Genomic DNA, 25,220 nt, shown 5'->3' with positions numbered 1-25,220 from the left:
AACACTTTACTATCACCAAAAAATGTATAATCCAATTGAATTTTATTTTTGGAAATATATTTTAATTTATTGTGTTCAAAGCAATGAATGATTACAATATAAATAAATCTAAATATTCAGTTAATATAGTTACATAGTAGCCGGCAGGTCCAGGATTACCAGATGAATATTCTCTTAGCTGTCACGTTCAGCTTTATGACCAGTGCAAGCGAAGTGATCTCATTACACATCAAAGGAGGATTTCATATGGCGGTCTTTTTTTTGTTGCTTTTTGTCGTAGCAGCATTTGCTCTCTTTGTCGGATTGGTTAAGCCTGATCTTGTATTAAGGTGGGTGCCTGAAGGTAAGCGAAGCAGGAAAAGAGTGCTGATGTACTTCGGATCTTCAATGGTCATATTCTTTGTGATGATCGGTGTCACAGCGGAGCCGGCAGAGCAGGATATTGCGGGTGTTGAGGAAGCTGAAGCGGATGCGGCAAGTGAACAGGCTAAGGAAGAAGCAAAGAAGGCTGAGGAGGAAGAGGCGGAACGTCTGGTTGAAGAAGAAGCAGAACGCGAAGCTGAACGTGAGGTCGAAGAAGAGGCTGAAAGGTTAGCTGCTGAAGAAGCGGAAAGACTGGCTGCTGAAGAGGCAGAACGCGAAGCCGAAGAAGAAGCGGAGCGCCTTGTTGCCGAGGAAGCTGAGCGTGAAGCGGAAGAAGAGGCTGCAAGAATAGCTGCTGAAGAAGCCGAGCGTGAAGCCGAAGAAGAAGCGGAAAGGTTAGCCGCTGAAGAAGCAGAAGCAGCCGCCGGTACAATGTCTCAGCAACAGGCCATACAAACGGCTGAAAGCTATCTGAGCTTTACCGCATTTTCGAAAAGCGGACTCGTTGATCAGCTGGAGTTTGAAGGATTCAGCACAGAAGATGCAACTTTTGCAGTTGAAAATATTAGCGTTAACTGGACGGAACAGGCGGTTAAATCTGCTGAAAGTTATTTGGATTATACGGCTTTTTCAAAGAGCGGGTTAGTCGATCAACTGGAATTTGAAGGATTCAGCACAGAAGATGCTACTTATGCGGTGGAAAACATCAGCGTTGACTGGAGTGAGCAGGCAGTCAAATCTGCTGAAAGTTACCTTGACTACACCTCATTTTCAAGGTCCGGTCTGATTGATCAGTTGATATTTGAAGGGTTCAGCGTTGAGGATGCTACTTATGCGGTGGATATGGTGGGCCTTTGATAATACATCTGTTTTAATTAAAACAAGAGCCGTGCTTTGTGCATGGCTCTATCTATTTTCACGCGTTACTGACCAGCTTTTGAGTGAACATATAAGCTAACGTTGTGATGAATAGTATTCCCATGAGTTGAATCGCCGGAGATAAGTAGAATACAGGTGCTTCTCCTGCACTTGGATTTATGCTGCCTGGATCAGGCGTATAAAGAGCGGTTAGCACCCAGCCTGATGCTATTTGAAACCCTATGTATAACACCGCTAAGCTTAGAATAAAGACAAAATACTTTTTCAAGATTTCCGCCTCCCTCTTAAAATGTTGTTATACAAACGGTTTGAGCCGTTTATGGGGTGTCAAAAAAATTTTTTTGACACGATGATTAACAGTAATTTAAAATGCTGTTTTGATTTTACAGACATGAGATACGCTTCGCGGCTACTACTGTTATGAAATGGTAGTAGTGGGGGTAAATATGCGATGCACAATGGATCTCCGCAATACTTATGATGACGTACCCTCCCATGTCTCCGGGCATCTGTGTGCCAACATTCCTTCGTTCGGTCTAATCATAAGGCGGAGGCCGGCTATGCTCCTTTAGGGACTCATAGTCGAATGGAATGAATGATGCCAGCTTCTCCGTGTCATCCTTTGTTAGGCTGAGTCAGAATGGTTCATTACTCTACAGAAACCTTCAAGACTGGGATATCCTTCATCATAATCGCCTCATCGAACACTCTTTGTTTTGTCGCAATCCCATGTAAAACTCTTAAGAGTTTCCCGCAAGGTACAACGATTGATTGCTTTTTACGCAATGGATTCTCAGGTCGTGTTGTGTAGTAGTCATGTAACGTTTTAAATGCTTGATTGTGCCTAATCATGGGCATCATGACGCGGAATAAAAGGGCACGAAGCTTGCTTCTTCCACGTTTTGAAATCCGTTTTTGACCTTTATGCTGACCGGAAGAATTCTCTTTCAGTGTTAACCCCGCAAGTTTTATTAATTGGCGTGGGTCCTGGTAGTGAGAAAAGCTGCCGATCTCAGCCATTAATTCAGCGATCGTGGCATCACCTAAACCATCTACACTCGCAAGCCACTCATACTCAACTGAGGACTGTGCCATCTCTGTCAGAGAGGCAGTGACAGCTTCTATTTCAATCAGAAGCTGCCGAAAACGGCGAACCAGCGTGGCAATTTCCATACGGGCCATCGCTAAGCCTTCCGTCATCCCAATTGAGTCATTAGCTACCTCTATCAAACGAGCTGCTTTTGGCTTTTGAGGAGAAGATAATCCGTCTACCTTTCGGTAAAGGGTTAGTAGTTCCTCGAGACCTTTGCCCTGAACATCTTGTGGCAAAGGGGTCTGTTCAAGCGCTGCGAGCGCCATCTTCCCGAACGACGGGAAAACCGTTCTGAATTCAGGGAAATAACGATCAAGCCAGCGAATCATCATGTTCTTGACTGACCCAAGTTCTTCAGTCAGATGTCCTTTTAGTGTGGCACCAGTGCGAAGCTCTGCCTCGGCATCCCTCAGAATCCGCGGATAACTGAAACGTCCATCTTTCAATAGCCTCGCAATCACCAATGCATCCTTGCGATCGTGTTTGGTTGGCAGATTGTCATCAAGCTCTTTAGAGCGCTTGACGTGCATCGGATTTGTCATGGCGAGGGGAATCCCTCTGTCAGCGAGAAAGTAAGCGAGATTCAGCCAATAATGACCTGTAGGTTCAATACCAGCCAGCACCTCTGTTTTATCAAACTCTTTCATCGCTTCTAGTACTTTATGATAAAACCCTTCAAATCCTTCACGTGACTGGGAGATGGCGAATGGCTTCTTCAACATTCGACCACGATCATCAACAAAGCAGGCATAGTGCGTGCGTTTTGCGATGTCCATTCCAATAACGAGTGTATTTTCGGTGACTTGATTAATTTTGTGATTTTGTATAAAATCCATGGTGGAGTCCTCCTTGGTAACAAATTAGGGGTCAATTCTTAGTGCATTGACACCCCATATCCTACCAAGAGGGCTCTTTTTTGTTCAAGACCCCGAAAACTCTCCTAACAGGAATGCTCCTTTATTACGTATACGAGCGGTCATGAAAGAAAGTTTCGCATGATCTTTTAACTCATTATTGTTCCAGCTAGGAGGTTTGCTCCCTGTCCTGAACACATTTATGAATATTTGCACCTACAAATAACTATTCAATTAATTCACCGCAAAGTGCTTTAATCACTTACTTCTTACTTTCACTTATGCAATTGACTTGTATTGTCAGAATAGTGTTCAGGACAGGGAGGTTTTATCTGAGCTTTACCGCATTTTCGAAAAGCGGACTCGTTGATCAGCTGGAGTTTGAAGGATTCAGCACAGAAGATGCAACTTTTGCAGTTGAAAATATTAGCGTTAACTGGACGGAACAGGCGGTTAAATCTGCTGAAAGTTATTTAGATTATACGGCTTTTTCAAAGAGCGGGTTAGTCGATCAACTGGAATTTGAAGGATTCAGCACAGAAGATGCTACTTATGCGGTGGAAAACATCAGCGTTGACTGGAGTGAGCAGGCAGTCAAATCTGCTGAAAGTTACCTTGACTACACCTCATTTTCAAGGTCCGGTCTGATTGATCAGTTGATATTTGAAGGGTTCAGCGTTGAGGATGCTACTTATGCGGTGGATATGGTGGGGCTTTAATGTTACAACTGCTTCAAATAAAACAAGAGGCTGGGACAAAAATATAAAATCTGATCAACTAAATAAATTTTTATAGTGATCATAGTGTAGCGAAGCGTAAGGTGGCAACTCCTGCGGGATGTGACGGACAGCTGAGACCCCGCAGGGCGAAGCCTGAGGAGGCTCGATTGAACCGGAGTCACACAAACCGTGACTCACGCGGAAAGCGTCCGCCTGAAGCGCAGCGAAACGATTTGGAGAGACCAAGACACTTTTGTCCCCGCTTCATTAAGTCTGTCACAGGTTCACCATTTTATTAGCTGGAAAATGTATTATAAACCCAGATGTTCACGAAGAGTTTTACCTGAATATTGGCTTCTAAAGATATTTCTTTTCTGTAATTCCGGCACAACTAAATCTATAAAGTCATTTAAACTTTCAGGTAAAGCAGGAGGCATAAGGTTGAAGCCATCAGCAACTCCCCTCTCCAACCACACCTCCATTTCATCTGCAATTTTCTCAGGTGTACCAACTAATGTAAGATGACCTCCGCCTGCACTCAAGTAACCCAGGAGTTCTTTAACAGTAGGTTCAGTATCGTTTATAATTTCTAAAATTGTTTCATATCTTCCTACTGGTCCTTTAAATTCCTCGACTGGAGGTAATGAAGGTACTTTCTTATCAATGTCCCAGCTTGAACAATCTTGTTGAAGAAAAAAACTCAACTGGTTTAAAGAGGTTTCCAAAGGTAATTTTTCATCTAAAGCTGTTTTTTTTGCAAGGGCTTCTTCATAAGTACGCCCGACATATGTAACTAAACCCGGGAATATTTTGATGTGCCGTTCAACATCGTTGTTTTTATCAACTTGTTCAATCAATTTATTTCGGAATTTTGTTGCCTGGTTCAAGTTCCATGATACAGAATAAACGGCATCAGCATATTTTGAAGCGAGCTCGATCCCTTGACCGGATGCGCCAGCCTGCATCGATACCGGCTTGCCTTGAGGACTTTTTGGCGTCGTTAATGGTCCTTTTACTTTAAAGTATTTACCTTGATGATTGATAGGTTTTATATTAGCAGAGTTGATTAGTTTGTTTTCTGTACGTTTATATAAAAGTTCCTTACTATCCCATGACAAAAAAAGTTGATTCATTAAATCAGCAAATTCCTCAGCTTTTTCATATCGTTTATTGCGTGGAGGCAACTCTTCTAAACCATGATTATGAGCTTCCCAATCTGTCATTGATGTAACTAAATTCCATCCAACTCTCCCTTTCGTTATATGATCGAGACTTAGCAGCTGTCTTGCTGCAGTGAAAGGATTAGAAAAAGTACTTGAGATGGTCGTCACTAAGCCTATATATTCCGTGACTTGTGAAATAGCAGTCAAGTTCACTACCGGATCAAGCCAAAAAGCCGGTAATACACGATCATTTTCTGCCCGTAACGATTGATTGTCAGCAAAAAATACTGCATCGAAACATCCATACTCCGCCAGCTTTGCTAAAGATTGATAATACGAAACTTCTCCGATCTGTTCAATGCTTGAATCCTCCATTAACCAGGCAACCTGATGATGGCCACACCCAATTAACAGCACACCTAAATGTAATTGTTTTTTACTCTTCATAAGCATTTACACCTTCAATCTGTATATTTGTGTTTTCATCGATGGCCTCGATAATATGTGCTAATTGTTCCGGCTTTTGCATTCCTGTTGAGCTAACCTGTAATTTTTGCTTTCCCATACATTTCCCGCTCTCACTTTCGTTCTCAGAGCAGATAAAATATTAGCTGACACATAAAAAACCACTTCAGCGGAGAAGTGGTTTAGGCTATACCTTAAAATCGTCTCAGTATATAGCAGCCACTTCCCTACGCTGGTTTTAACCAGATCAGGTTCAAAGGGTCCGGATATCTCCATCTCAGTCTAAATAGACTCCCCCAGTGTTTTTATATAAAATTTTTAAGAACCAAAGTAATTATGGCCTCGTCTGCAGTAGATTGATCTCATCGTATAGGGTGTTCTCTAAAAAATAATCCGTCTGAGAGACCGTCGCGCTGAAGTGTAAGTTAAGTCATTAGTTCATTGTTAGACCGCCATCGACTGTAAAGTTTTGACCTGTAATGCCAGCAGCATTTTCTGAAGCCAGATAAGCGACCATATTGGCCACATCTTCAGGAGTCGTTACTTTTTTTAATGGCGTTGACTGAGCAATTAACTCAAATACTTCCGGAGTAGTGACGGAACTGGCATCAGTCATCTTCAGCAAACCGCCTGAAACTACATTTGCTTTTATACCATATTGCCCTAACTCCGCAGCGATATTACGCGTAAAACCAATCAGTCCAGCTTTAGCTGTTGTATATTCATGATAAGGGACAACGGGGTTTTGATATAAATTAGTTCCAATGCTGATAACACTTCCATTCTTACGTTCTATGAATTGTGGTAATACACTTTGAACTACATTAAACGCAGCTTTTAAAGTTCCATCTAATTGCCTTTGATAATCTTCCCAGGAAAGATCTTTAAAAGGCTTTTGACCCGTCGGATCAAACTTGAAGTCTACTAAAGCATTATTCACTACAACGTCTATTTGACCAAAGTGCTGGGTTGCCTGCTCGATTAGCGCTTCCACTTCTTTTCGATTTGTAACATCCGCGCGAATCGCAATTGCATGCTCTTGTCCGAGTTCATTAACAAGTTCTTCAGCGGCATTTTGACTCTTATAGAAATTAATAACTACTTTAGACCCCTGTTGAACTAAGGTTTTGGCGATAGTTGCTCCCAAACCTCTGCTACTGCCTGTTACTAATACTACTTTTCCCATTTTAACCACTCCTTCTTAATAGTCTTGATGACACTTAAATAATAAAGTGATAGAGATAGAGATAGAAAAAAACGCAGCTTTCCTATAGGAAAGCTGCGTAAATATCCATAATTACATTGAAAAATTAAGGCGCCTGCGACCTTAAAATATGTTATGTAATGAAATCTACACTTTCCTACGCTAGTTTTAACTAGTTCAGGTTCAAAGGGTTTGAGTAAACACTCATCTCAGTTATATAACACCCCTAGTGATTATATTTAAGTTAGCCCTACTTTATATTTTTTAGAAATTCAAGTCAAGTTATAGTTGCTTTTTTTATAACAGGATCTATTGAATATCATTCAAACCACATTTGTTCTCTCATAAAGTTCACGTTGTAAAAATCGTAAAGCACTCTTCATTTTATCCGAAAAGAAATTTTTCCTTATAGCCAAAAATTAATTCGTAAAACCCTTATTCAAAAAACTTAAAATCAGTGCGAAAAACGACTACTTATTTTTTCAGACTGGCTAAAATCGCTCCTATGATTGCTATGACTCCACCAACCAGCGTAATCGTGTTGATTCCTTCATTTAAGACGATCACCCCGAGAATGACGGTCCAAATCGGTAATAAATTTATAAATGGAGCAGCAGTACCTGGTCCTAGTATTTTAACACCGGCATTCCAGGCTAAGTATGCAGCAACTGAGGCAAATGTACTCACATAAAACAGGGCTAACCAGGCCATTCCATCCATCTGAACAGCATTCATGTCAACTGTGCCTATACAACTGATCAGACTTAAAATCGTTCCATATACCGCAGCTCCTGCTGTCAGTGTCAGAGGATCAGTAGCTTTTCCATATTTTCTGCCTAAAACAGTATAAAGCCCCCAGGCAATACAGGATATGATGATTAATACCTCTCCAGCTAATGCATTTCCAAATGATTCTATGTTTTCTTTTCCTTGTATGAGTATAACGACCCCAATGATTGAAATGACGGTACCAATCCAGGATTTTACTTTTATTTTTTCTTTTAGCAGGATAAAAGAGAAAATTAATATACTTACAGGAATTCCTGCTACAATCATTCCAGCCTGTGAAGAGCTAATTTCTCTTAGACCCATATATGTTGTGGTAGAAAAGATAAAGATACCGAAGAACCCAAGAATAAGGAACTCTTTCCACCTTGAAAAGATAGGAAATGGCTTTTTATTAATGACCAGTAATCCCCACAATAGCAGGGAAGAAATCGCCCATCTGACTGTATTCAATAAAGTTGGAGGCAGCGCGTCACTTAAGTAACGCCCCGCTATGTAATTACCTGCCCAAAAAAGGGTGGCTATTATGAGTAAAAGAAATCCTTTTTTCATGCTTCAGGTCCCTCTTTCTACGCTAAAAAAGGACATGACGATCCCCATTTAGTTGATGTGAAGTACCGCAGTTGAATACAATACTTCCGGTACATATATTTTTTACAGCCACTTGTTCTGCTTTAGTAAAGAACAGGATTTGTACTGTCAGACTCGTATTTATGAGAGTGAGCATCTTCTAATTTCAATCCTTCTCAATCTGATCTTATACCATGTTAATCAGCTTTTTTATTGCACTGACTACCACATCTGGTTCATCATGTTGTATGTAATGCGCACTGTTTTCAGCAATCACCAATTCGCCATCTGAGGATATTTCAAGAATCTCTCTCTGCATTTCATTCCATAACTTTTGGGATTCCTCTGAATAATGAGCTTTCTTACCAGCTGAAAGAACAATTAACGGGACATTTAATTTAATTCTGGTTTCTTTTAACTGCTTTAGGCTTTCCATGAATTCAACATAATTGCCTTCATAGACGAATTGTTTGTTGTACGCCTGTTGAAACTCCTGTGACATCGTCGGGAGAAATCTTTCTCTATAATCTTCAGGTGTAGAGTCAACCAGGACAAGTCCACAGACCTCATTTTGATATTCAGTTGCAAACATTCGCATATTCACTCCACCGAATGAATGACCTACTAAAATATAGGGAGGTTTAATTTCAGCTGCAATAAGAAGTTCCTTCAATTCCTTTACCATCTCACGGCTGGTTCTGGGACCGCAATTAAAACGACCAAAAATTAATCCACAATATCCAATCATATCTCCTTCATCTATCATGTAAATTATTACTATAAATTCAGTCTACACATAACTACTTAATGAAGTAAGTCCTTTTATAACGAAATGCCCCCTTCAGATAAAAATCTAAAAGGAGTAAGGCAGTGCAATTTTTTTAAAACTCCCTGTTATGAACACGTTGATGAATATTTACATCTGAAAATATCTATTTGAAATAGCATATACAGAGTTGCTTTATTCACTTAATTCTAACTTTCACTTATGCGATTGACTTGTATTGTCAGGATAGTGTTCAAGACAGAGAGAATTCCACTCTGACAAAAGTAAAAGACGGTTGCTATGCTTTATTTCAGCGCATAACCCCCGTCTTTTTTCTCTTTATACTTTGAAGCGTCACTCACAATTGGAATTTCGAGAACTTCAGAAATTTTTTAAAAATGAGAAAGATCGAAATATAACACTAGTTTACTAAATATGATCTTTAATTTCTTCCTGAGTGATATCCCGTAATTAAATGGCCTAAGTATAGTTTATCAAAATTATTTAACAGCATTTAGGAACCGATTTTGTAAATATTAAATATCGTCTTATTCTTGTGTCCGAAGGCGGGAAATCATTTTTTTGATTGATGGTATTTATTATCTTTATCTGTTCCTTTCTTCTTTTTTTTAAAAAAGCGACGAGCAGAGGCGGCAAGTAAATAAATGATCAAGAAAAAGAAAAGAACTAATTCAGGGACTTCCATGACCAGAAAAGGATTTAAGTTGTTATGAATTGAAGTGTATAAATCAAATCCTAAAAGTATATCCATTACTAAGGAAAATCCTATCAAAAACACCAATATCACTATAGAAATGCCTAGTATTTTCATTCTTTATCACGCTCCACTGAAGAGAATACTTCTTTACCGCAATTAATTAATCAGGATGCATTTTGCCTTGGTTTTTTTCTGTTTTTAACAAAAGCGATTAGAAGAAGGATAAGTGGAATCAGCACTTGAAAAGGCAGATGCACATAAAGAGGGACAACTTTCAGGCCTTCATGAACATGTTCTGAATAATTACTGGCAATTGTTATGGAGAGTAGTAAGACGACCACCCCCATTGGATAAGCCAGCTTTGAAGATTCTTTGATCTTGAACAAATTTGAAGTGCCTGCCACGGCTGCATAGAAAAAAAGACATATCTTAAAGAAGCACCCAAGAATCGCAGCGAGCATAAAAGTAATGTCCAACCTCTCCAAAAAACCTGCGATCTCAATGCTCTGTATAGTAGAAAGAAGGGGAAAGTGTGAACGTGAAACGAGACTCACACCGAGAACGCTGATATTTACAGCCATTACAAGTGCCAATAATATGCCACTTAATCCCAGTGCAAGTAAACCAGTTTTCTTCGCCTTTTCAGTTCTGTTCAAAAAGGGCAAAATCATAGTAAATACAATCACTTCGCCAAATGGAAAGTACAGAGTAGTAAAAGACGTTTTTATAACAGGCTGTAAGCCCTCTTCAAGTACCGGTTGGAGGTTAGAGATCTGGATAATGCCAGCAATCGCAATTAGAATAATGCCAATGAATCCAAGCAGCACCATGATTACAAAGAACAGTTCACCTGTTCTGGCCAAGACCTCTATCCCCTTTTGAACTGCATACACAACTACGATCGTCATCAATGCATTCAGGACAAACAGTGGTGTTTCCGGATAAAAGGCTTTAACCAGCAATTCCCCAAAATCCCTCATAACTCTTGCTGAAATATACATGAAATAGAGCACATAGAAAAAGGCAAGTATTTTCCCCAAAACGCTCCCCAATATTTTTTGTACGTATTCAGTAAGTGGGACATCCGGATAGTATGAATACAGACCATGATATACCAAAAATAAGCAACAGCCGCCGGCCAATGCAATCAGAATAGCCAGCCAGGCATCCTGTTTCGCTTCAATGGCGAGCGGAACCAGTAGGGAACTGCCAATTACAAATAAGACAATGAGCACGAACAGCTGGCGCACGCTGATTTTTGCCTTTTCCAATAAATTTCCACTCCATTTCCATCAAGCTTATTCTTTCATATCAGAAAGATACGAATTGGTTCTTAGGCCGCTGCGTCTAATAAAGACCTCTACTTCCACTTTTACATTTAAGTTCGGAAAGTAAGAATCGTCCCAATCACCCTTCAATTCTTTCCATTTCTCAGGATCGGAACGATGGACTACTTCGCCGAATCCAAAAATGTCTGTTTTATTTTGCTGGGTCTTCTTAATTGTTTCTTCTATTTCTCTCTTGATTTCTTTTTCTAATTCCTTTTCCAAATCCAATATGATTGCAGGATCGGTCAGGTCAACTGGTGTCCTTACTTCACGAATGTCACCTTCCGCATTGGTGTGAATCGTGATGACAGGGAGAACATTTTTTGTATCAGCAGAGATTTTTGTTTTTTGACGGATTACGGTATATCCAATGATGTTTTTCTTTCCATCCCAGTCAATTTCCACTTCAGTTTCTTCAATTTTATCCAGTATCCATATTACCCCTCTGGACATTTCACCTTTATACCAGTCGATCAACTTTCCTTCTTTGAAAATAGCCAGACCGTCAGCTTCCAGGGTGGTATCGAGTTCAGATTGTTGAATATTATCCATCTTTTTTCCTTTTTCGATATCCCCTTTCATACGAAAACCGCTGATTACCGGTTCCATCCCTTCGGCAGTAAGTGACTTAATCACTTCCTGAAGAGTAACCTCCACATTTTCACCTCTTGATTGTGCAGTAACTTTCAAGATGCCGTTTACTTTCTCAGCAGGAATTTTCTCAACGGCTGTCAACGATTTAAGGAGATCTCCCGCTTTTGTATCATGGGCAACCACAATTCTTGAAGTTGTGCGGATTTCCGGGTCCCGTTCAAAGGCGTCTAAAATCGTTGTAATGCCATCTTCTTTGGCGAGCTCTTCACTGACTACAATCAGATTTGCATGACCATGATACAGTCTTCGGGAGATTTTGGATGAAGCGTTGAAATGGGCTTGCATTACACTGTCTCCCGTCGCAGTATAAACGGTAACAGCCGGGCTTTGTCCGCCCCCGCCTCCCTGAAGTCCGCCGGCTACGCTTCCAGGATTGATAAGTTGAATCGTCTTAACGTATTGGCCATCATCATTTTTATCAATCGCCATGGCAGATATGATTGCAAGATCATTTAACTCCTTCTGATTCCAACAACCAGATACAAATAGGATGCCGGTCACCATTAAAAAAAGAAAAACAAATTTACACTTCATTTCGATTCACCTTTTCCCAATTCAGAATTCCTCATGTTGCGAGTTCCGGGAGGCTGCGGTTTCTGATTTTCCCCTTGACTGACATCATTTGGACCGACAATCAATTGTGGTCTTTTCTTGTAAGCCCAAAGTGGTCTGCGCAAAATGGTATCTCCAGCTTCACCCTTAATAAAAGGTGCAAAAGGTGACATATACGGAACACCGAATGAACGGAGGCTGCATAAGTGTACAATCAGGAAGATAAACACCAGGATAATTCCATAAAAGCCGAACGTAGCAGCACTGATCATATAAATAAATCTAACTAAACGTGCGGATATGCCAACTGAATAAGAAGGGGTCGCGAAACTGGCAATCGCTGTAATGGACACGACAATGACCATGGCAGGTGAAACAATGCCAGCCTGTATAGCAGCCTGTCCAATAACCAGTGCCCCTACGATGGAAATCGTCGAGCCCATCACTTTAGGCATACGGATACCGGCTTCCCGTAAAATTTCAAAAGTGATTTCCATGATGAGTGCTTCGAAAAATGCGGGAAAAGGCACGGATTCCCTCTGTGCAGCGACAATAATAGCTAACTCTGTTGGAATCATCTCCTGGTGAAAGGTAGTAGCTGCAATGTAGATCGCAGGTGCAACAAGCGATATAAAGAAAATGATGGTACGTAAAAAGCGAATGGCTGTTGCGATGTCAAAACGTTCATAATAATCCTCAGATGATTGAAAAAAATCAATAAATAATGCAGGCACAAGCAGCACAAAGGGCGTCCCATTCACAAAAATGGCAACCCTTCCTTCGAGAAGATTTCCTGCTATTCCATCGGGCTTCTCCTTATGGTGTATTGTAGGAAAAGTGGTATTTGTCTGATCTTCAATGAGCTGTTCAATATAGCCGGATTCCAGGATACCATCGATATCAATCCTTTTTAATCGTTTGCGAACTTCTTCGATGATTTCATTCTTTGCTATGCCATTTATATACATGATGGAAACATCAGTTTTCGTCATTTTGCCGATTTTCATGGATTCAGTCCACAAATCAGGCGTATTAATAATCCTTCTAACCATGGCTATATTTGTCTCAATAGATTCAGTAAACCCTTCTTTGGGACCGCGAATAGTAATATCAGTAGCCGGTTCCTGGATAGAACGTCTCTGACCGCCCTGGGTACCGGCACTAAGAGCTTCTTTAGTCCCTTCAATAAGGACAATCGTATTGCCCGACATTAACTCAGTAAATAACCCGTCCCAGTCACTCACTTTTTTAATCCCTCCGAGAGCGATAACATCTTCGGCGATCATTTCGATCACCTCTTGTTGAACGAGCTGTTTTTGTAACGAGGGATGATTAATCATGGGTTCGATTAAAAAGTCGTTTACAGATTGCTGGTCAACCATCCCTTTAATATAAACAATAGCGGTTTTAACCTTAGGATTATGCCCGAGGTTTAAAGGACGGATGACTATATCTGAACTGTTTCCGGTTCTTTTTTTAATGGTTTCAAGATTCTTGGACAAGGAGGTATCGATGTTATTGGGTAATTTATTTTCAGATTGATCCGGCCTGTTTTCCTGTTGATTCCTACTTTTCATCTTTTGCTTTTTCTTTTTCTTTTTTGAAAATGAAAACATGGCACCGATACCTTTCTTTGCTTTTTCGTATCAGTTATATCCATAAAACCCCCTTTTTAATACTAGCCACCGTGCATTGGTATGTTTGCTCCCTGTCCTAAAAATAATTCCCAAATAAATAAGAGATTGAGAGTTCAACGTAATCACCCGTTTTCATTTTTCACCTGAAATCAGATATAAACCACTGAAAAACAAAATAGAATGTCCCTGTGTCAGAAAAAATCCCACACAATTCATTCTTGTTATATAAACAAGTAAAATTGTGTGGGAGTTGTGTTCAACACAGGGACAGCTTTCTAACTTTTATTTTCAGAATAGTTTTGAGGACAGGGAGAGTTTTTTTGTCCTAAGGTAAACATACTGACAACTTATTTCATTCTTCCTCATCGCGAAACTCCATATCATAATAAATTTCACTAAGCGCATCCGGATATCCCCAGCCGACTTGTGCAGCCTCCTCTAAAATAGATTGAAGTCTATCTTCATAAGAAGCCACCCGCTCATAGGAAGTATCTATCACCTCTACTACCTGCGCAAAAGTGTTCGCCATACTTGAATAAAAGGCTCCGTCAATATCCCCATACATAGCAGTAAATTCAGTACCGAGTTTCACATAATAAAACATCAATTCGGTCGTCTTTTCCTCATCACCAGTCTGCTTCTTAAAATCCGATATGACTTTTTTAGCAGTAGCTAAAGACAGTTTGCCGAATCCTCTGTCCGGGAAAAATACATTCTTGACTTTCTTTTGGGCTTCTTCAAAGAGTACTTCAACAGCCTCTTCTCCCTTGAACTTAGCTGAAAGATAGTTTTTCACCTCAGGGTTGAGCTTGTACAACTCTCCAATGAGACTGATCAGCTCTTTTTGATCGTATTCCTTTAGTGATTTTTTCACCTCAGTTAATTTTATTGACATGATGTCACCTCCCTTTATTGAGATAAGGTTCAACACTTGTGCAACTCTATTGTTATTGAATTAAGTATAGCGAAAAGTGTTTTGCCGAACTATATATTAGGAGATTTTTTATGGTGGATTAATTTATGAACGTGCTAAAATGATAATAGTATATTTAGAAATGAGGCGGTGGGAAAGATGAGTAAGCTGAAAATGACAACCTCTGATGCACTGCTCATTGCTTAGATGGATAGCTATTCAGCTATTGGATATCGCCTTTCTAATCTGGAAGTTCAAAATCTGGCTTACTTCTTCCAGGAAACTGGTGAACAAATGAAATTGGATTTTAAGAAATATAAATATAGGCCTTATGCTGAAAACCTAAACCACGTATTACAGAGAATTGAAGGTCATTATATCCGTGGATATGGGGATGGGACTCGTGAAGCAGAAATTTATCATATTGATGATGCGGCTGAAAAAACAAATTGTCAGAATAGTGTTCAGGACAGGGAGGTTTTCTAAACAAAATTTTATTGGGGACTTATATGTATGCCTTCGCTCTCACGCCAATCTGCGTAGAGTATACGCTTTACATTATCATATCCATTGATAGTTAATTGGTTATCTAACCACTGTTGATCAAATCCGAGTTCATGTAAATTATCCCATAAAATTTCCCCATCTATAATTAATGATGTTGGAAGGTTTACTGGACTTTCTGGAAGATTGAGATCTTGCTTTTCTGGGTTTTTATACTTGGATTGTAACAATAAACTTATTTGTCCATTGGCTTCCAATATACCGTATTTGACTTCCCTAACTGAAAAAACATTATTTTGACGGAGTAAACTCAATACTTGATTTACATCCAATTTGTTTTTCTTAAGTAACTTTCGATCCATGACTCCATCCCGAATGATGATGTTAGGATCGCCTAATAAGAGAGAACGTGTCGATTTATTTTTTAGAGTCAAAAACTCTATTCCCATCATAAGAAGTGTCCACAATCCGATGGCATATAAAAAATGAAAAATCGTTACCTTATCTTCATAAATGGTACTCCCTAAAAAATCTCCAAGTACTAACACAAAAACTAAGTGAAACGGGGTTAACTGATAGATGGATGTTCTTCCTGTTACGATAATGATAAAAAATAAGGTGACAAAACCTACGATGATTTTGATCGTCAGTAAACCAAGATTAACTTCTTCCAAATTTTTTTCCTCCAATCTAAATCTAAAGGTTCGCCAATAAAGGCGTAAGTTAGTGCCATAATGATTAGGGCAGTTGCGAAAAATTTCCATGTTCTAAAACATTGATATAACAACATGTAGGCTACAGGTATCATTGAAAAATCAAAAGGATAGGACCTAGGAATAATAGGTAGGAATGCAATTGGATAATCCCAAAACCTATATTGTAAACCAACTACATCTAATAAGGTTGTTGTTATGATAATGATAATTATCGTACCAAACAACAAAATTTCTAAAATAATGTCTTTTTTAATGAGTTTAGCCCATATAACTCAAGATCCAACTAAAAAACAGACTAATATCCACCATTCCCAAGTTAAAAACTCATTCTTTAGTCAATCATTTAATTCTAGTTTGTTTTACCTTCCTTAAATTATGTATCAATTCTTTATCAACTCGACGCTCAAGCCCTTACATTAAGTTGTTTTTGTTACGTTTATTGCTTTAGAAGTACAGCAACGAGGCTGGGACAAAAACTAGCCGAAGACGAAAATAAAAGGCGCTGATCATCCAAAAGATGATCAGCGCCTTTTCAAAATGAATTTTATCTTGTTTTAGGCCATTTTGGTGCTCATGGCAGCCAGCTTTCGCAAGTTGACTGCCATAGAATATCTCCCTGTCCTACAAACATTTATGAATATTTACAGCTACAAATAACTATTCAAAATAGCAGCTGTAAAGCGCTTTTTTCACTCACTTCTTACTTTTGCTTATTCAATTGACTTGTATTGTCAGAATAGTTCTCAGGACAGGGACAATAGTCTAGTGGAGTGTGTTTTCAACCTCTCTGTTAGTTGGCGCTGTTGGGTATATTATAAGCACTCAATACCTAAATTCTATTGCTCATTTGTCACCATTCACTTATTTTCAAATAAACAAGATTACAAACGGAGAAATAGCAACTCAACTCGATCACTCTGGTGTAAATATCTATACAGGAAGCGCTGTACTACTCTTGTCGACATTAGTATTAATTATCCTCGGGTATATAATTTTGAGACGATTGGATAAAGGTAAATAGTGATGTCTCCCTGTCCTTCACACATTTATAAATATTTAAAGCTATAAATAACTATTCAAAACACGATCTATAAAGTGTTTTATTCACTCAATTCTTACTTTTGCTTATGCAATTGACTTGTATTGTCAAAATAGTGTTCAGGACAGGGACAGTAACCACTTAACCACTGAAGTTGACCACCATTTACAGTTAATGTATAATAAATAAAACAAGAATGATTGAATAAACTAATGAATACCACAGAGGTTATCTGAGGTGGGAAAGGTTCCCCACGCGCTATCATTGAGATAGTTACCAGAGATCAGGATTGCCGCCCTGCAGATAATCTTTGTGTCAATTTAAGGCTCCCTTTATTGGGAGTTTTTTTAATAACTCTCTTAGCAGCTTCTTATATTCTATAGGAAGGATCGTTGCATAAATGTCCATCATCTCTGTAAACCCTTACGCTACTACCACTCAAACCGTCGGATTTATACCTCAGACGATTACAGATTACTATCAAATACAATACAAAAGCCTGGAAGTTCATATGCCTCCCGGTGTACTCAAGCATTTGAAGAAAAAAGGTCATTGGGATGACTTTATGACTTATCACGAGAAGATACCCGACATGATCTCGCTTCCTGATTACGCAGGTCAAAATCCCAAAGAACCCGGTACTGTTGAACTTTATAAAGTATTGAATGATCATGTGATTTTGCCCATTAAGCTTAACTCAGAGGGGTTATTTTTAAGCTCATTCTATATACTCGATAACGGTGCTAACAAAATATCAAAAAGGCTGCGTGTTGAGCGTATTCACCCATTTTCATTCTTCAGTTAGACCCTTCACCAAATAAACCTCTTTCAATTTAAAACAACTTCATTTGCTTCTTCTCTTTCTTCGCTTCCTCCACCGTCAAGTAACCAAGCGATTTATATCCCTTTAAAATATCACTATAATTTCCCATTTAGTAATTTGTGAATATCCCTGTGTCATAATAAAATCACACTCAATTCATTTTGGTTATATAAACAAGTAAAATTGTGTGGGTGTTGTGTTCAACACAGGAACAATGATTCATAAACCTCCACAGACTCTTGCCCTTCGTATGCTCTGTACAGGCGTCCGACATACTGTGCAAGAGTGCCTTTCCAGGAGACGGACATTGTCAGGAAGATCGTATCGAGCCTTGGATTGTCAAAGCCTTCACCCGCATGCTTACCTATTGCAAGGATGATTCTATCCCCCATGATTAGGAATAGAGGAAAGCTTCTGGAACTCAGTTCGAAAAATTCATTCTTTGCTCAAAGCGCCTGTCAGGATAATCATATTCGTTGTAAAATGCTTCAGCTTTTCAACAAGCAGATGAAAATATACGTCCACATATACAACTGTATCACTTAGATAGCTAATAATTCAAAAAGCTCATACCTTTCCAATTAACTTATAAAATACTAAAGTTGCCAAAAAAAGTATTGTATACTAAAATAGAACCACGAGTATTTAGCAGGAAATTACTCTGCAGGTTTTATATTGCCTTTAAGGCGGAAATTTGTGCCCAATACGGCTCCTAGCGCAACTGCGCTCAGGGCAACGAACTGGCGCACCACCGAGAAGGATATCGCTTGTTATTTGGGAGATTACTTCTACAAGATAAGCAGAGGTTTCTTGGTTAATTAAGGTAGAGCTGGTCGATTTATTTCTCCGAAGCCCTTTAAAGTAATGCAGAGGGGGCGTAATAACGCCTACTACTTTTAAGGGGGCATCCATATGAATACTCGTGTAAGTCGACGTGATAGGAATAAAAAGAAAGGTAGTAAATTTTATAACTTAATTGACAGTTATCCGGTTAAGTTATTTGCATTTATCCTTTCCATTGAACCTTTTTTAAAATTATTAAATTTGACTTTGTTTCAATTATACAAATTATCAAGTTTAATTTTAAGGTTCTTTGAACTATTCGGCTCTACCTTTAATTATAATCTAACTAAACTAAAGGTGATCAGATGGACATTCAAAAGCACTTTTTATACAAGGTAAGTAATAAAAAGTTTCTCTCAGAATTACTGTCAATAAAAATCTATGAACTTAAAGATATCGACAAATATTTTTCAACAAAATCATACGTTGATAAAATTGGTCAAAAAAAAAGAACAATTTTCCCTCCAAAACCCAGATATAAACGAATCCTCAGAAAGATCAATAGAAATTTATCTAGTATTAAATTACCAGACTACATTAATGGTGGAGTCAAAGGAAAAAGTTATGTAACCAATGCTAATGCACATATAGATCATAAATGTTTTCTTATGATTGATATAACAAATTTTTATCCCTCTACAAATGAAAGATATGTATATTCCTTTTTTAGAAATGCAATGAAGATGCCAGCTGACATAGCAAAAATATATACACTGCTCACTACCGAACCTTTACCTAATCACAATCATAGACATTTACCCCAGGGCTACCCCACAAGTGCACTACTTTCAATTTTATCTTACTATCAAATGTTTGATAAGATTCACCAATATGCAAAGCAAGAAAATATTACTATGACAGTTTATGTTGATGATATTACATTTTCTGCAAATAAGCCTATCGGAAGACATTTTAAAAGCAAAGTCATCAGAATCATCGAGAGTTATAATTTTCAAGTAAACCCCGAAAAAACAGTTCATAGCTATAATAGGCCAATTAATGTAACTGGCGTTATCTTAAAAAACAGAACTATGAAAGTTCCGAATAAATTAAGAAAAAAAATAATTGATTTAGATAATGAATTAGAAGCTGCATTGTTAAAACAAGATTCAGAACATATCACGTTATTAATCTCAAAATTAAAAGGATGTTTAATAGCTTTTGACTATGTTGAAGGTTCTAACCCTTTTCAATCAATAAACACGAAAATAAACAATTTATAAAATCTAACTATTTCCGCACAGAAGATTTTTATACTAAAAAAAGGATGTAAAAATCAGGGGCGCGTGTTGGGGGTAACACACGTCCCGATGTTTCGCCTTCCTAAATGTGCCGAGAGATTTTTTGCATTAGTTCAACCTATTTGACGTTTAGCCATATGAACTCCTCATTTCATTTAGAAATCTGGCGTAGGTTTTTCTGAAAAACCCAGTTCTGCTATTTGCATAATTGATGTAAATAATACATTGCTTATATACGTCTCCGGTAAATCTCTTAAGCGTGCATAATGAGTTAATTTCCACCCCTGCGCTATTGCTCGTTGACCATAACTTTCACATGAAGCTATGACTGAATTCTGAGCGTGTATTTTTGTGATTTCTCTAGCTTGATATCTTTGAGTGCTGTTAGCAACTGATCGATAAATAATGCTATAAATCTGCGAGACTGAGAAATGTTCTAAAAGTTCCTCAAAAACTTTTATCGTCTTCTCCCCAGGATTAAATGTGTAGCCCACTTTATGCATTTGATATAACAAATACTGTAAGCATTCATTAAGTGCAACTTGTCTCCATATCCCGTAACAAAAATCTTTGAAACCTTCTTCATCTTTCAAATGAGGATACATTAACCGCTTAATCATAGCATCGTAGTCGTCATCTTCTGGCATGACATTCAAACGATAATGAACTTTATAGATATAGTAAGCAATTTTATATTGTTCTTCATCTTCTGATACAAACTCTATTTCAAAGTCATCTACTTTTGATTTCAAGCTAGGAACTAAAATGTTTCTACCTGTTAATGTCTTTATTATCTCTCTCTCATATTCTGTTGTAGGTGCTATTTTCTCTTTAATTTTTTCTAGAGGTTCAATATAGCTTGTATTTTCTGAAAGAGCACCTCGTAATATAACCGCTAAATAAAGTCTATCTTCTAAGCTTAAATCTGTCTCTAAAATCATCTCCCAATTATCTTCTTCATAATGATCACATAATAATTGTCTTTTCTTCTCTATTAACCTTTTTTGGCGCTCTTCCTCTAATCTTTTTGCTTCCATTCTTTCTTTTTTACAAAATTCGCAACTACAAAAAGATGTTTCTTGATGTCCACAACTAGAACAATATTCATGATGATTTGTAAAATAATTTGAGTACGATCTAGATTCTAGATGTATAACAATAGGCGATTCACATTTTATACAATACTCATTATTTAACACTGAAGGGAATATTTTCACTAAATTTGATGCGGTTGTTTTTATTTCATATTCTGACAAGAGATCCTTAATTTTTTCTCCATCATAATATGCTGTTATTAACTCTACAATTTGCTCTCTAGATAAATGGCTTAATTTTTTATCTATGTTACTAAAATCCAAATTATTAATTGATACTTCCATTGAAAATCCCTCCAAACAAAAACACCCGTTCGCTTATATAAATTATAAGCGAACGGGTGTTGAAATTCCATATCTAAACTACTTTATCATTCTTTAACAAGTTATTGTAGGTTTGAAAAAAAGTTTAATCAAAAACATGCTACAAAAGTTGATTTCAGAATAAAATAACCTCTTCATTTTAAACAAAGATCAGTTAAAATGAAGAGGTTGAATTTATTATAAATGAAATTTTTATAAAAAAGATTGATCAAAACAAGTATTATGAGAGAGGTTATTTATCATTGACATAAGATGCTTACGTCACACCCAGTAAGTAGCGATATCGATTATCCCCAAAAAAATGATAAATATCCCAGCAGCTTTCTGTACGTAGTTTCCGATTTTTCTCCCATTCTTTTTTAAGTTTCTATTCTCAATGTCAAAAAACCATAATAAAAATAACGCAATCAACAATGGAAGTGATGTTCCCACTGAGAATATGGCAGGCAATATAAAGCCGTAACTAACAGTAAATGAATATGGCAGCAGCGTGACAAAAAATAAAACGAACATTGTTGGACAAAACCCAAGAGAAAAGCTAACACCCATTAAAAAAGCACCTAACTTCCCCCTTTTAAACCACCTTTCTGGAAGTCTTATGAATTGAACTCCCAAACGTGATTTAAAGATGCCTAACAAAAATAATCCAATGACAATTAATATTGGTCCGACGATCCTTCTGAGCCATGGAAAGTAAGTAATCAGGCTTTGTTCGATTTCATTTCCAAACTGCCAGACAACAAAACCAAGGAGTGAGAATACAAAGATTTTACCGACTATAAAAAAATAAACCTCAGTCCACGCGATTTTGTTCTGAATTGAACGATTACCATATATTGCGATAGCCCCCAGATTACCTGTGAACTGACAGGGTGCCAATGCACCGACAATACCAAGAAAAAAAGCAGCAATGATCGGAAAGCTTTGCGCCTGATGGAACAGTTCAAAAAATGGTTCACTGAAAGTATTACTGACTTGCCAAAACAAATCATTCACTGCATTTCACCCAACTTTGCTTACTGTGATTGTCAATGCTGAATTTGTTCAATATTTCAGCAATATTTCTAAAATACTTTTATTTTTTTATTTTTCTGACTTAAGGATTATACCTTTCAGATGATTGTATTCTTCTACTTGTATCTCACCCTTCGCTAACCTTTCATTGAGGATGATCAAAGAAAAATCTCCTTCATTTTGATGCTTAGCGGAATCACCGTCTATTCTAGAATTAAGCAGTTTAAAAAATGCGAATATCACAAGTATGACCACCAAACCAACAAGCAGTATACCGAGCCACATTCCACCCGCCATCATGCCAGAGCCATTCATCATAATCATCATCTCCTTTATAAATATAGTCATTCATTCTGGTTCAATCACATGAACATAATAGAGTAAATTTATCGAGAAATGATGCATTCTCTCACAAAAAAACAAAATAGTCTACAAGTAGCAATTGCTCCTTGTGGACTATTTTGTTATTCTAACGGGCTCGAACAAATTCTAAGATACTATTTATTAACTTCGTAACCTTGATCTTCTATTACAACTTGCATTTGATCTAAAGAAACCTCATCTTCATTATAGTTTACATTGACAATGTTTTCTTGAAGTGAAACAGAAACTTTCTCAACACCCTGCATCTCACCAAGGTTTTTTTCAATAGATTTTACACAATTCTGACAAGACATACCTGTAACTTTTAGTGATACACTCTCCATTTTATATCCTCCTCGCCATTATAATTTTTTCAAATAATCACTTCTGAACCGTTATTACAAATCTACTGTATACAATTCAACAAATACATACTTTTTCAATTATCTTCTAGATCTAACGCGTTTATTATTCAATTCAGTTTAGCTCATGTCGAAAACCTTTTATTACCAAACTAAATTTCGTTAGCGAAAAAGCACACTCTTTATTGTAAGAGATTATTTGATCAATTATTGGAACCTATTATAAATATAATAATATACCCATACTAGGTATGTAAAGGTGTTTTTTACATATGATAAAAATAAATTAACCAAAAAATTAAATACAGGAAGGAATTAGATCTATTGAATGTAGGATTGCTCGTGATTATTGCCCTGTCATTTATATTGTATGGAACGATTGTTGCTTTAATGTATACCCATAAAACAATTAGCAAAATGAATGGTATGATGATTTCCATGTCTACGGCGATGTCAACAGGATTAATAATTGGAACCATTTTAGGAATATATTTTTCAGACAACTTATTTATTGCAACGGTTTACAGCATGATGACCGGTTTAGTGGTTGGAGCAATCCCTGGAAACGGAATAGGGAAAGTAGCCTTACTGGATGGGATGTTATCAGGTGTTATGGCCGGAATGATGGGGGTTATGCTGGGATCTATGATTCAAAGTGAAAATTACGATTCTATGGTAAAGATTTTATTCTTTAGTCATTGTTTTATTTCAGCGTTGGTTATTAGATTAATCGGAGATGAAGTAAATAGCACTAGAAAATTATTGATAAATGCTGTCTCTAACCCATTAAAAGCAGGGGTCATATTTATAATTTTGTTTTTTATAGTTGAAATGACTGGACCTTTATTTTTTATAAATGAAATTAAAAGCCACCCCCATGTAAATAACAATCAAATTTTATCTGAAAATCATACCACAAAAGAACCACAATCCAGCATATCAGAAAAAGTAGAGGTGAAAATGAACGAATATACTTACTATCCTTCAAAGATACAATTGCAAAAGGGCTCTTTAACTGAGATAGTACTGACTAACACCGGAACAATCGATCATGACCTTCAATTTGAAAATAATACAATAGAAATCCTTAATAACTTAAGTAATACACATAATCATGGAACTAATTCAAATAAAGTACATATACATTTGAAACCTGGTGAATCGAAATCGGTCCAATTAATTGCAAAAAAAGCTACTCAAGTTCCCTTCTTTTGCTCATTACCAAACCATAAGGAACAAGGAATGGAAGGTATTTTCCAAGTCAATTGAAATTACATCGACATAGCCTCCTTGTTTATAATGTGTTTTATCACAAAAAAATTTTAATTTTATTTTCAATCCTCCATCATTTCTGCACAAAAAATGGGTATCCCATTTATATAACGATATTGGGAGGTTATATTAGTGGCATTGAGTAAAAGACTGATGATAGGTACATTTTCACTGGCAGCAAGTACAATTTTATTTGCCTGTGCAGATAATGAAGGAGCAGAATCTGGCGCAGTGAATGATTCTGAGACCGAAGAAACTGAAAATGAAATGGAATCAATGGACGAAGATAATTCTTCAGAACAAAGCGATTCTACCGAGGAGATGGACCATTCAGGTATGGATATGTCCGGTTCAGGTGAAATTCCTGAAGGTCTGCAAGAGGCCGAGGCACCGAAGTTTGAGGCTGGTGACACAGCAATAATCACTGCATCACATATGGAAGGCATGGAGGGTGCAGAAGCTACAGTTGTAGGAGCCTATGACACTGTAGCTTATAGTATTTCTTATGACCCAACCGATGGTGGAGATAGAGTAGAAGATCATAAATGGGTTATTCATGAAGAAATTTCTGACAGACAGGAAGAGTCTTACCAAAAAGGTGATGAAGTAAAGGTAGAAGCTTCACACATGGAAGGTATGGAAGGTGCAACGGCTGAAATTGATACTGCCGAGGAGACAACTGTTTATATGGTTGACTTTACTTTAGAAAACGGAGATGAAGTGACTAATCATAAATGGATTACAGAGGAAGAGTTAAAAGAGCCGGAATAAATGAAATAAATAAGCTTGCAGTGCTCATAATTGATGGGACACTGCAAGCTTTTTATTATTACCCAAACTTCGCACAATCAAAAAATAAGTTAGCCTCTGCCTCGATGATAAGCCAACTTTTTTGATTAATTAAATGTAAGGTTTTCAAGGCATAATAAAGCAAATAATCCAAAGGGTCTCCAAAAGGTGA

Annotated in this window: 24 protein-coding genes, 1 pseudogene and 2 riboswitches; of the genes and pseudogenes, 7 read left to right on the top strand and 18 right to left on the bottom strand. The window is 37.6% G+C overall.

What is annotated here, in order from left to right; genetic code table 11:
* The first annotated feature begins 246 nt into the window (after nt 1–246).
* Nucleotides 247–1,221, top strand: coding sequence for an Ltp family lipoprotein (locus tag LG330_RS01375; RefSeq protein WP_404406896.1), 975 nt, complete (start codon nt 247–249; stop codon nt 1,219–1,221).
* 58 nt (nt 1,222–1,279) lie between these two features.
* On the opposite strand, the gene LG330_RS01370 is transcribed toward LG330_RS01375, so the two are convergent.
* Nucleotides 1,280–1,510 (bottom strand): hypothetical protein, encoded by a 231-nt coding sequence (locus tag LG330_RS01370; protein ID WP_404406894.1) that lies wholly within the window; start codon nt 1,508–1,510, stop codon nt 1,280–1,282.
* Between the two features lie 380 nt (nt 1,511–1,890).
* Complete coding sequence (locus LG330_RS01365; protein ID WP_404405991.1) at nt 1,891–3,171, bottom strand: IS110 family transposase; 1,281 nt, start codon at nt 3,169–3,171, stop codon at nt 1,891–1,893.
* A gap of 326 nt (nt 3,172–3,497) precedes the next feature.
* On the opposite strand from LG330_RS01365, the gene LG330_RS01360 reads away from it, so the two are divergent.
* Nucleotides 3,498–3,908 (top strand): Ltp family lipoprotein, encoded by a 411-nt coding sequence (locus tag LG330_RS01360; protein WP_404406892.1) that lies wholly within the window; start codon nt 3,498–3,500, stop codon nt 3,906–3,908.
* Nucleotides 3,909–4,219: 311 nt separating this feature from the next.
* Here the strand turns inward: LG330_RS01360 and LG330_RS01355 are convergent, their stop codons facing one another.
* The 10 genes and pseudogenes from LG330_RS01355 to LG330_RS01310 all read right to left on the bottom strand — a co-directional run bounded on the left by LG330_RS01355 (nt 4,220) and on the right by LG330_RS01310 (nt 14,646).
* Nucleotides 4,220–5,518: an LLM class flavin-dependent oxidoreductase gene (locus LG330_RS01355; protein WP_404406890.1), complete on the bottom strand. Its 1,299-nt coding sequence runs from the start codon at nt 5,516–5,518 to the stop codon at nt 4,220–4,222.
* Nucleotides 5,508–5,636, bottom strand: coding sequence for a hypothetical protein (locus LG330_RS01350; protein ID WP_404406888.1), 129 nt, complete (start codon nt 5,634–5,636; stop codon nt 5,508–5,510). Before LG330_RS01350 ends, LG330_RS01355 begins: the two co-directional genes overlap by 11 nt.
* A gap of 107 nt (nt 5,637–5,743) precedes the next feature.
* Nucleotides 5,744–5,844: riboswitch (TPP riboswitch) on the bottom strand.
* 125 nt (nt 5,845–5,969) lie between these two features.
* Nucleotides 5,970–6,722, bottom strand: coding sequence for a 3-oxoacyl-ACP reductase (locus LG330_RS01345; RefSeq protein ID WP_404406886.1), 753 nt, complete (start codon nt 6,720–6,722; stop codon nt 5,970–5,972).
* Nucleotides 6,723–6,877: 155 nt separating this feature from the next.
* Nucleotides 6,878–6,978, bottom strand: a riboswitch (TPP riboswitch).
* Nucleotides 6,979–7,214: 236 nt separating this feature from the next.
* A complete protein-coding gene (locus LG330_RS01340) occupies nt 7,215–8,078 on the bottom strand; it encodes a DMT family transporter (protein WP_404406884.1) in 864 nt (287 codons plus the stop codon).
* A gap of 205 nt (nt 8,079–8,283) precedes the next feature.
* Nucleotides 8,284–8,802 (bottom strand): annotated as a pseudogene (locus LG330_RS01335) (alpha/beta fold hydrolase); the annotation flags it as partial.
* A 634-nt stretch (nt 8,803–9,436) separates the two neighbouring features.
* On the bottom strand, nt 9,437–9,694 hold the full coding sequence (locus LG330_RS01330) for a hypothetical protein (RefSeq protein WP_404406882.1): 258 nt from the start codon (nt 9,692–9,694) through the stop codon (nt 9,437–9,439).
* 50 nt (nt 9,695–9,744) lie between these two features.
* Nucleotides 9,745–10,851: a GerAB/ArcD/ProY family transporter gene (locus LG330_RS01325; RefSeq protein WP_404406880.1), complete on the bottom strand. Its 1,107-nt coding sequence runs from the start codon at nt 10,849–10,851 to the stop codon at nt 9,745–9,747.
* Nucleotides 10,852–10,878: 27 nt separating this feature from the next.
* The gene (locus LG330_RS01320; protein ID WP_404406878.1) at nt 10,879–12,096 is read right to left on the bottom strand and encodes a Ger(x)C family spore germination protein; all 1,218 of its coding nucleotides are present in this window, start codon (nt 12,094–12,096) and stop codon (nt 10,879–10,881) included.
* Complete coding sequence (locus LG330_RS01315; RefSeq protein ID WP_404406876.1) at nt 12,093–13,730, bottom strand: spore germination protein; 1,638 nt, start codon at nt 13,728–13,730, stop codon at nt 12,093–12,095. Before LG330_RS01315 ends, LG330_RS01320 begins: the two co-directional genes overlap by 4 nt.
* Before the next feature lie 373 nt (nt 13,731–14,103).
* The gene (locus LG330_RS01310) at nt 14,104–14,646 is read right to left on the bottom strand and encodes a DUF6155 family protein (protein ID WP_404406874.1); all 543 of its coding nucleotides are present in this window, start codon (nt 14,644–14,646) and stop codon (nt 14,104–14,106) included.
* A gap of 225 nt (nt 14,647–14,871) precedes the next feature.
* On the opposite strand from LG330_RS01310, the gene LG330_RS01305 reads away from it, so the two are divergent.
* On the top strand, nt 14,872–15,150 hold the full coding sequence (locus LG330_RS01305; RefSeq protein ID WP_404406872.1) for a hypothetical protein: 279 nt from the start codon (nt 14,872–14,874) through the stop codon (nt 15,148–15,150).
* A gap of 8 nt (nt 15,151–15,158) precedes the next feature.
* On the opposite strand, the gene LG330_RS01300 is transcribed toward LG330_RS01305, so the two are convergent.
* Nucleotides 15,159–15,842, bottom strand: a complete 684-nt coding sequence (locus tag LG330_RS01300) for a DUF421 domain-containing protein (protein ID WP_404406870.1) — start codon at nt 15,840–15,842, stop codon at nt 15,159–15,161.
* Entirely contained in the window at nt 15,815–16,108 is a 294-nt protein-coding gene (locus LG330_RS01295; RefSeq protein ID WP_404406868.1) for a CBO0543 family protein, read from the bottom strand. Before LG330_RS01295 ends, LG330_RS01300 begins: the two co-directional genes overlap by 28 nt.
* A gap of 1,215 nt (nt 16,109–17,323) precedes the next feature.
* Here LG330_RS01295 and LG330_RS01290 point away from each other — a divergent pair.
* Both LG330_RS01290 and LG330_RS01285 read left to right on the top strand, forming a co-directional pair.
* Nucleotides 17,324–17,728: a plasmid-related protein gene (locus LG330_RS01290; RefSeq protein WP_404406866.1), complete on the top strand. Its 405-nt coding sequence runs from the start codon at nt 17,324–17,326 to the stop codon at nt 17,726–17,728.
* Nucleotides 17,729–18,894: 1,166 nt separating this feature from the next.
* Nucleotides 18,895–19,812, top strand: coding sequence for a reverse transcriptase family protein (locus tag LG330_RS01285; RefSeq protein ID WP_404406864.1), 918 nt, complete (start codon nt 18,895–18,897; stop codon nt 19,810–19,812).
* A gap of 173 nt (nt 19,813–19,985) precedes the next feature.
* Here the strand turns inward: LG330_RS01285 and LG330_RS01280 are convergent, their stop codons facing one another.
* From LG330_RS01280 to LG330_RS01265, 4 genes are all read right to left on the bottom strand, one after another.
* Nucleotides 19,986–21,209: a hypothetical protein gene (locus LG330_RS01280; protein WP_404406862.1), complete on the bottom strand. Its 1,224-nt coding sequence runs from the start codon at nt 21,207–21,209 to the stop codon at nt 19,986–19,988.
* Between the two features lie 300 nt (nt 21,210–21,509).
* A complete protein-coding gene (locus LG330_RS01275) occupies nt 21,510–22,244 on the bottom strand; it encodes a sulfite exporter TauE/SafE family protein (RefSeq protein ID WP_039806478.1) in 735 nt (244 codons plus the stop codon).
* A gap of 87 nt (nt 22,245–22,331) precedes the next feature.
* Complete coding sequence (locus tag LG330_RS01270) at nt 22,332–22,580, bottom strand: hypothetical protein (protein ID WP_204728725.1); 249 nt, start codon at nt 22,578–22,580, stop codon at nt 22,332–22,334.
* Nucleotides 22,581–22,759: 179 nt separating this feature from the next.
* Entirely contained in the window at nt 22,760–22,969 is a 210-nt protein-coding gene (locus tag LG330_RS01265; protein ID WP_204728724.1) for a copper ion binding protein, read from the bottom strand.
* A gap of 342 nt (nt 22,970–23,311) precedes the next feature.
* On the opposite strand from LG330_RS01265, the gene LG330_RS01260 reads away from it, so the two are divergent.
* The gene (locus LG330_RS01260) at nt 23,312–24,256 is read left to right on the top strand and encodes a plastocyanin/azurin family copper-binding protein (RefSeq protein ID WP_380269416.1); all 945 of its coding nucleotides are present in this window, start codon (nt 23,312–23,314) and stop codon (nt 24,254–24,256) included.
* Between the two features lie 135 nt (nt 24,257–24,391).
* On the top strand, nt 24,392–25,030 hold the full coding sequence (locus LG330_RS01255) for a YdhK family protein (protein ID WP_404406859.1): 639 nt from the start codon (nt 24,392–24,394) through the stop codon (nt 25,028–25,030).
* Nucleotides 25,031–25,220 lie beyond the last annotated feature (190 nt).

It is taken from the genome of Jeotgalibacillus malaysiensis, assembly GCF_044789845.1.
In the GTDB taxonomy this organism is placed as follows: Bacteria; Bacillota; Bacilli; order Bacillales; family Jeotgalibacillaceae; genus Jeotgalibacillus; species Jeotgalibacillus malaysiensis_A.
Note: the sequence above shows the minus strand (reverse complement) of the source record. Positions and strands in the feature narration are given on the sequence as shown.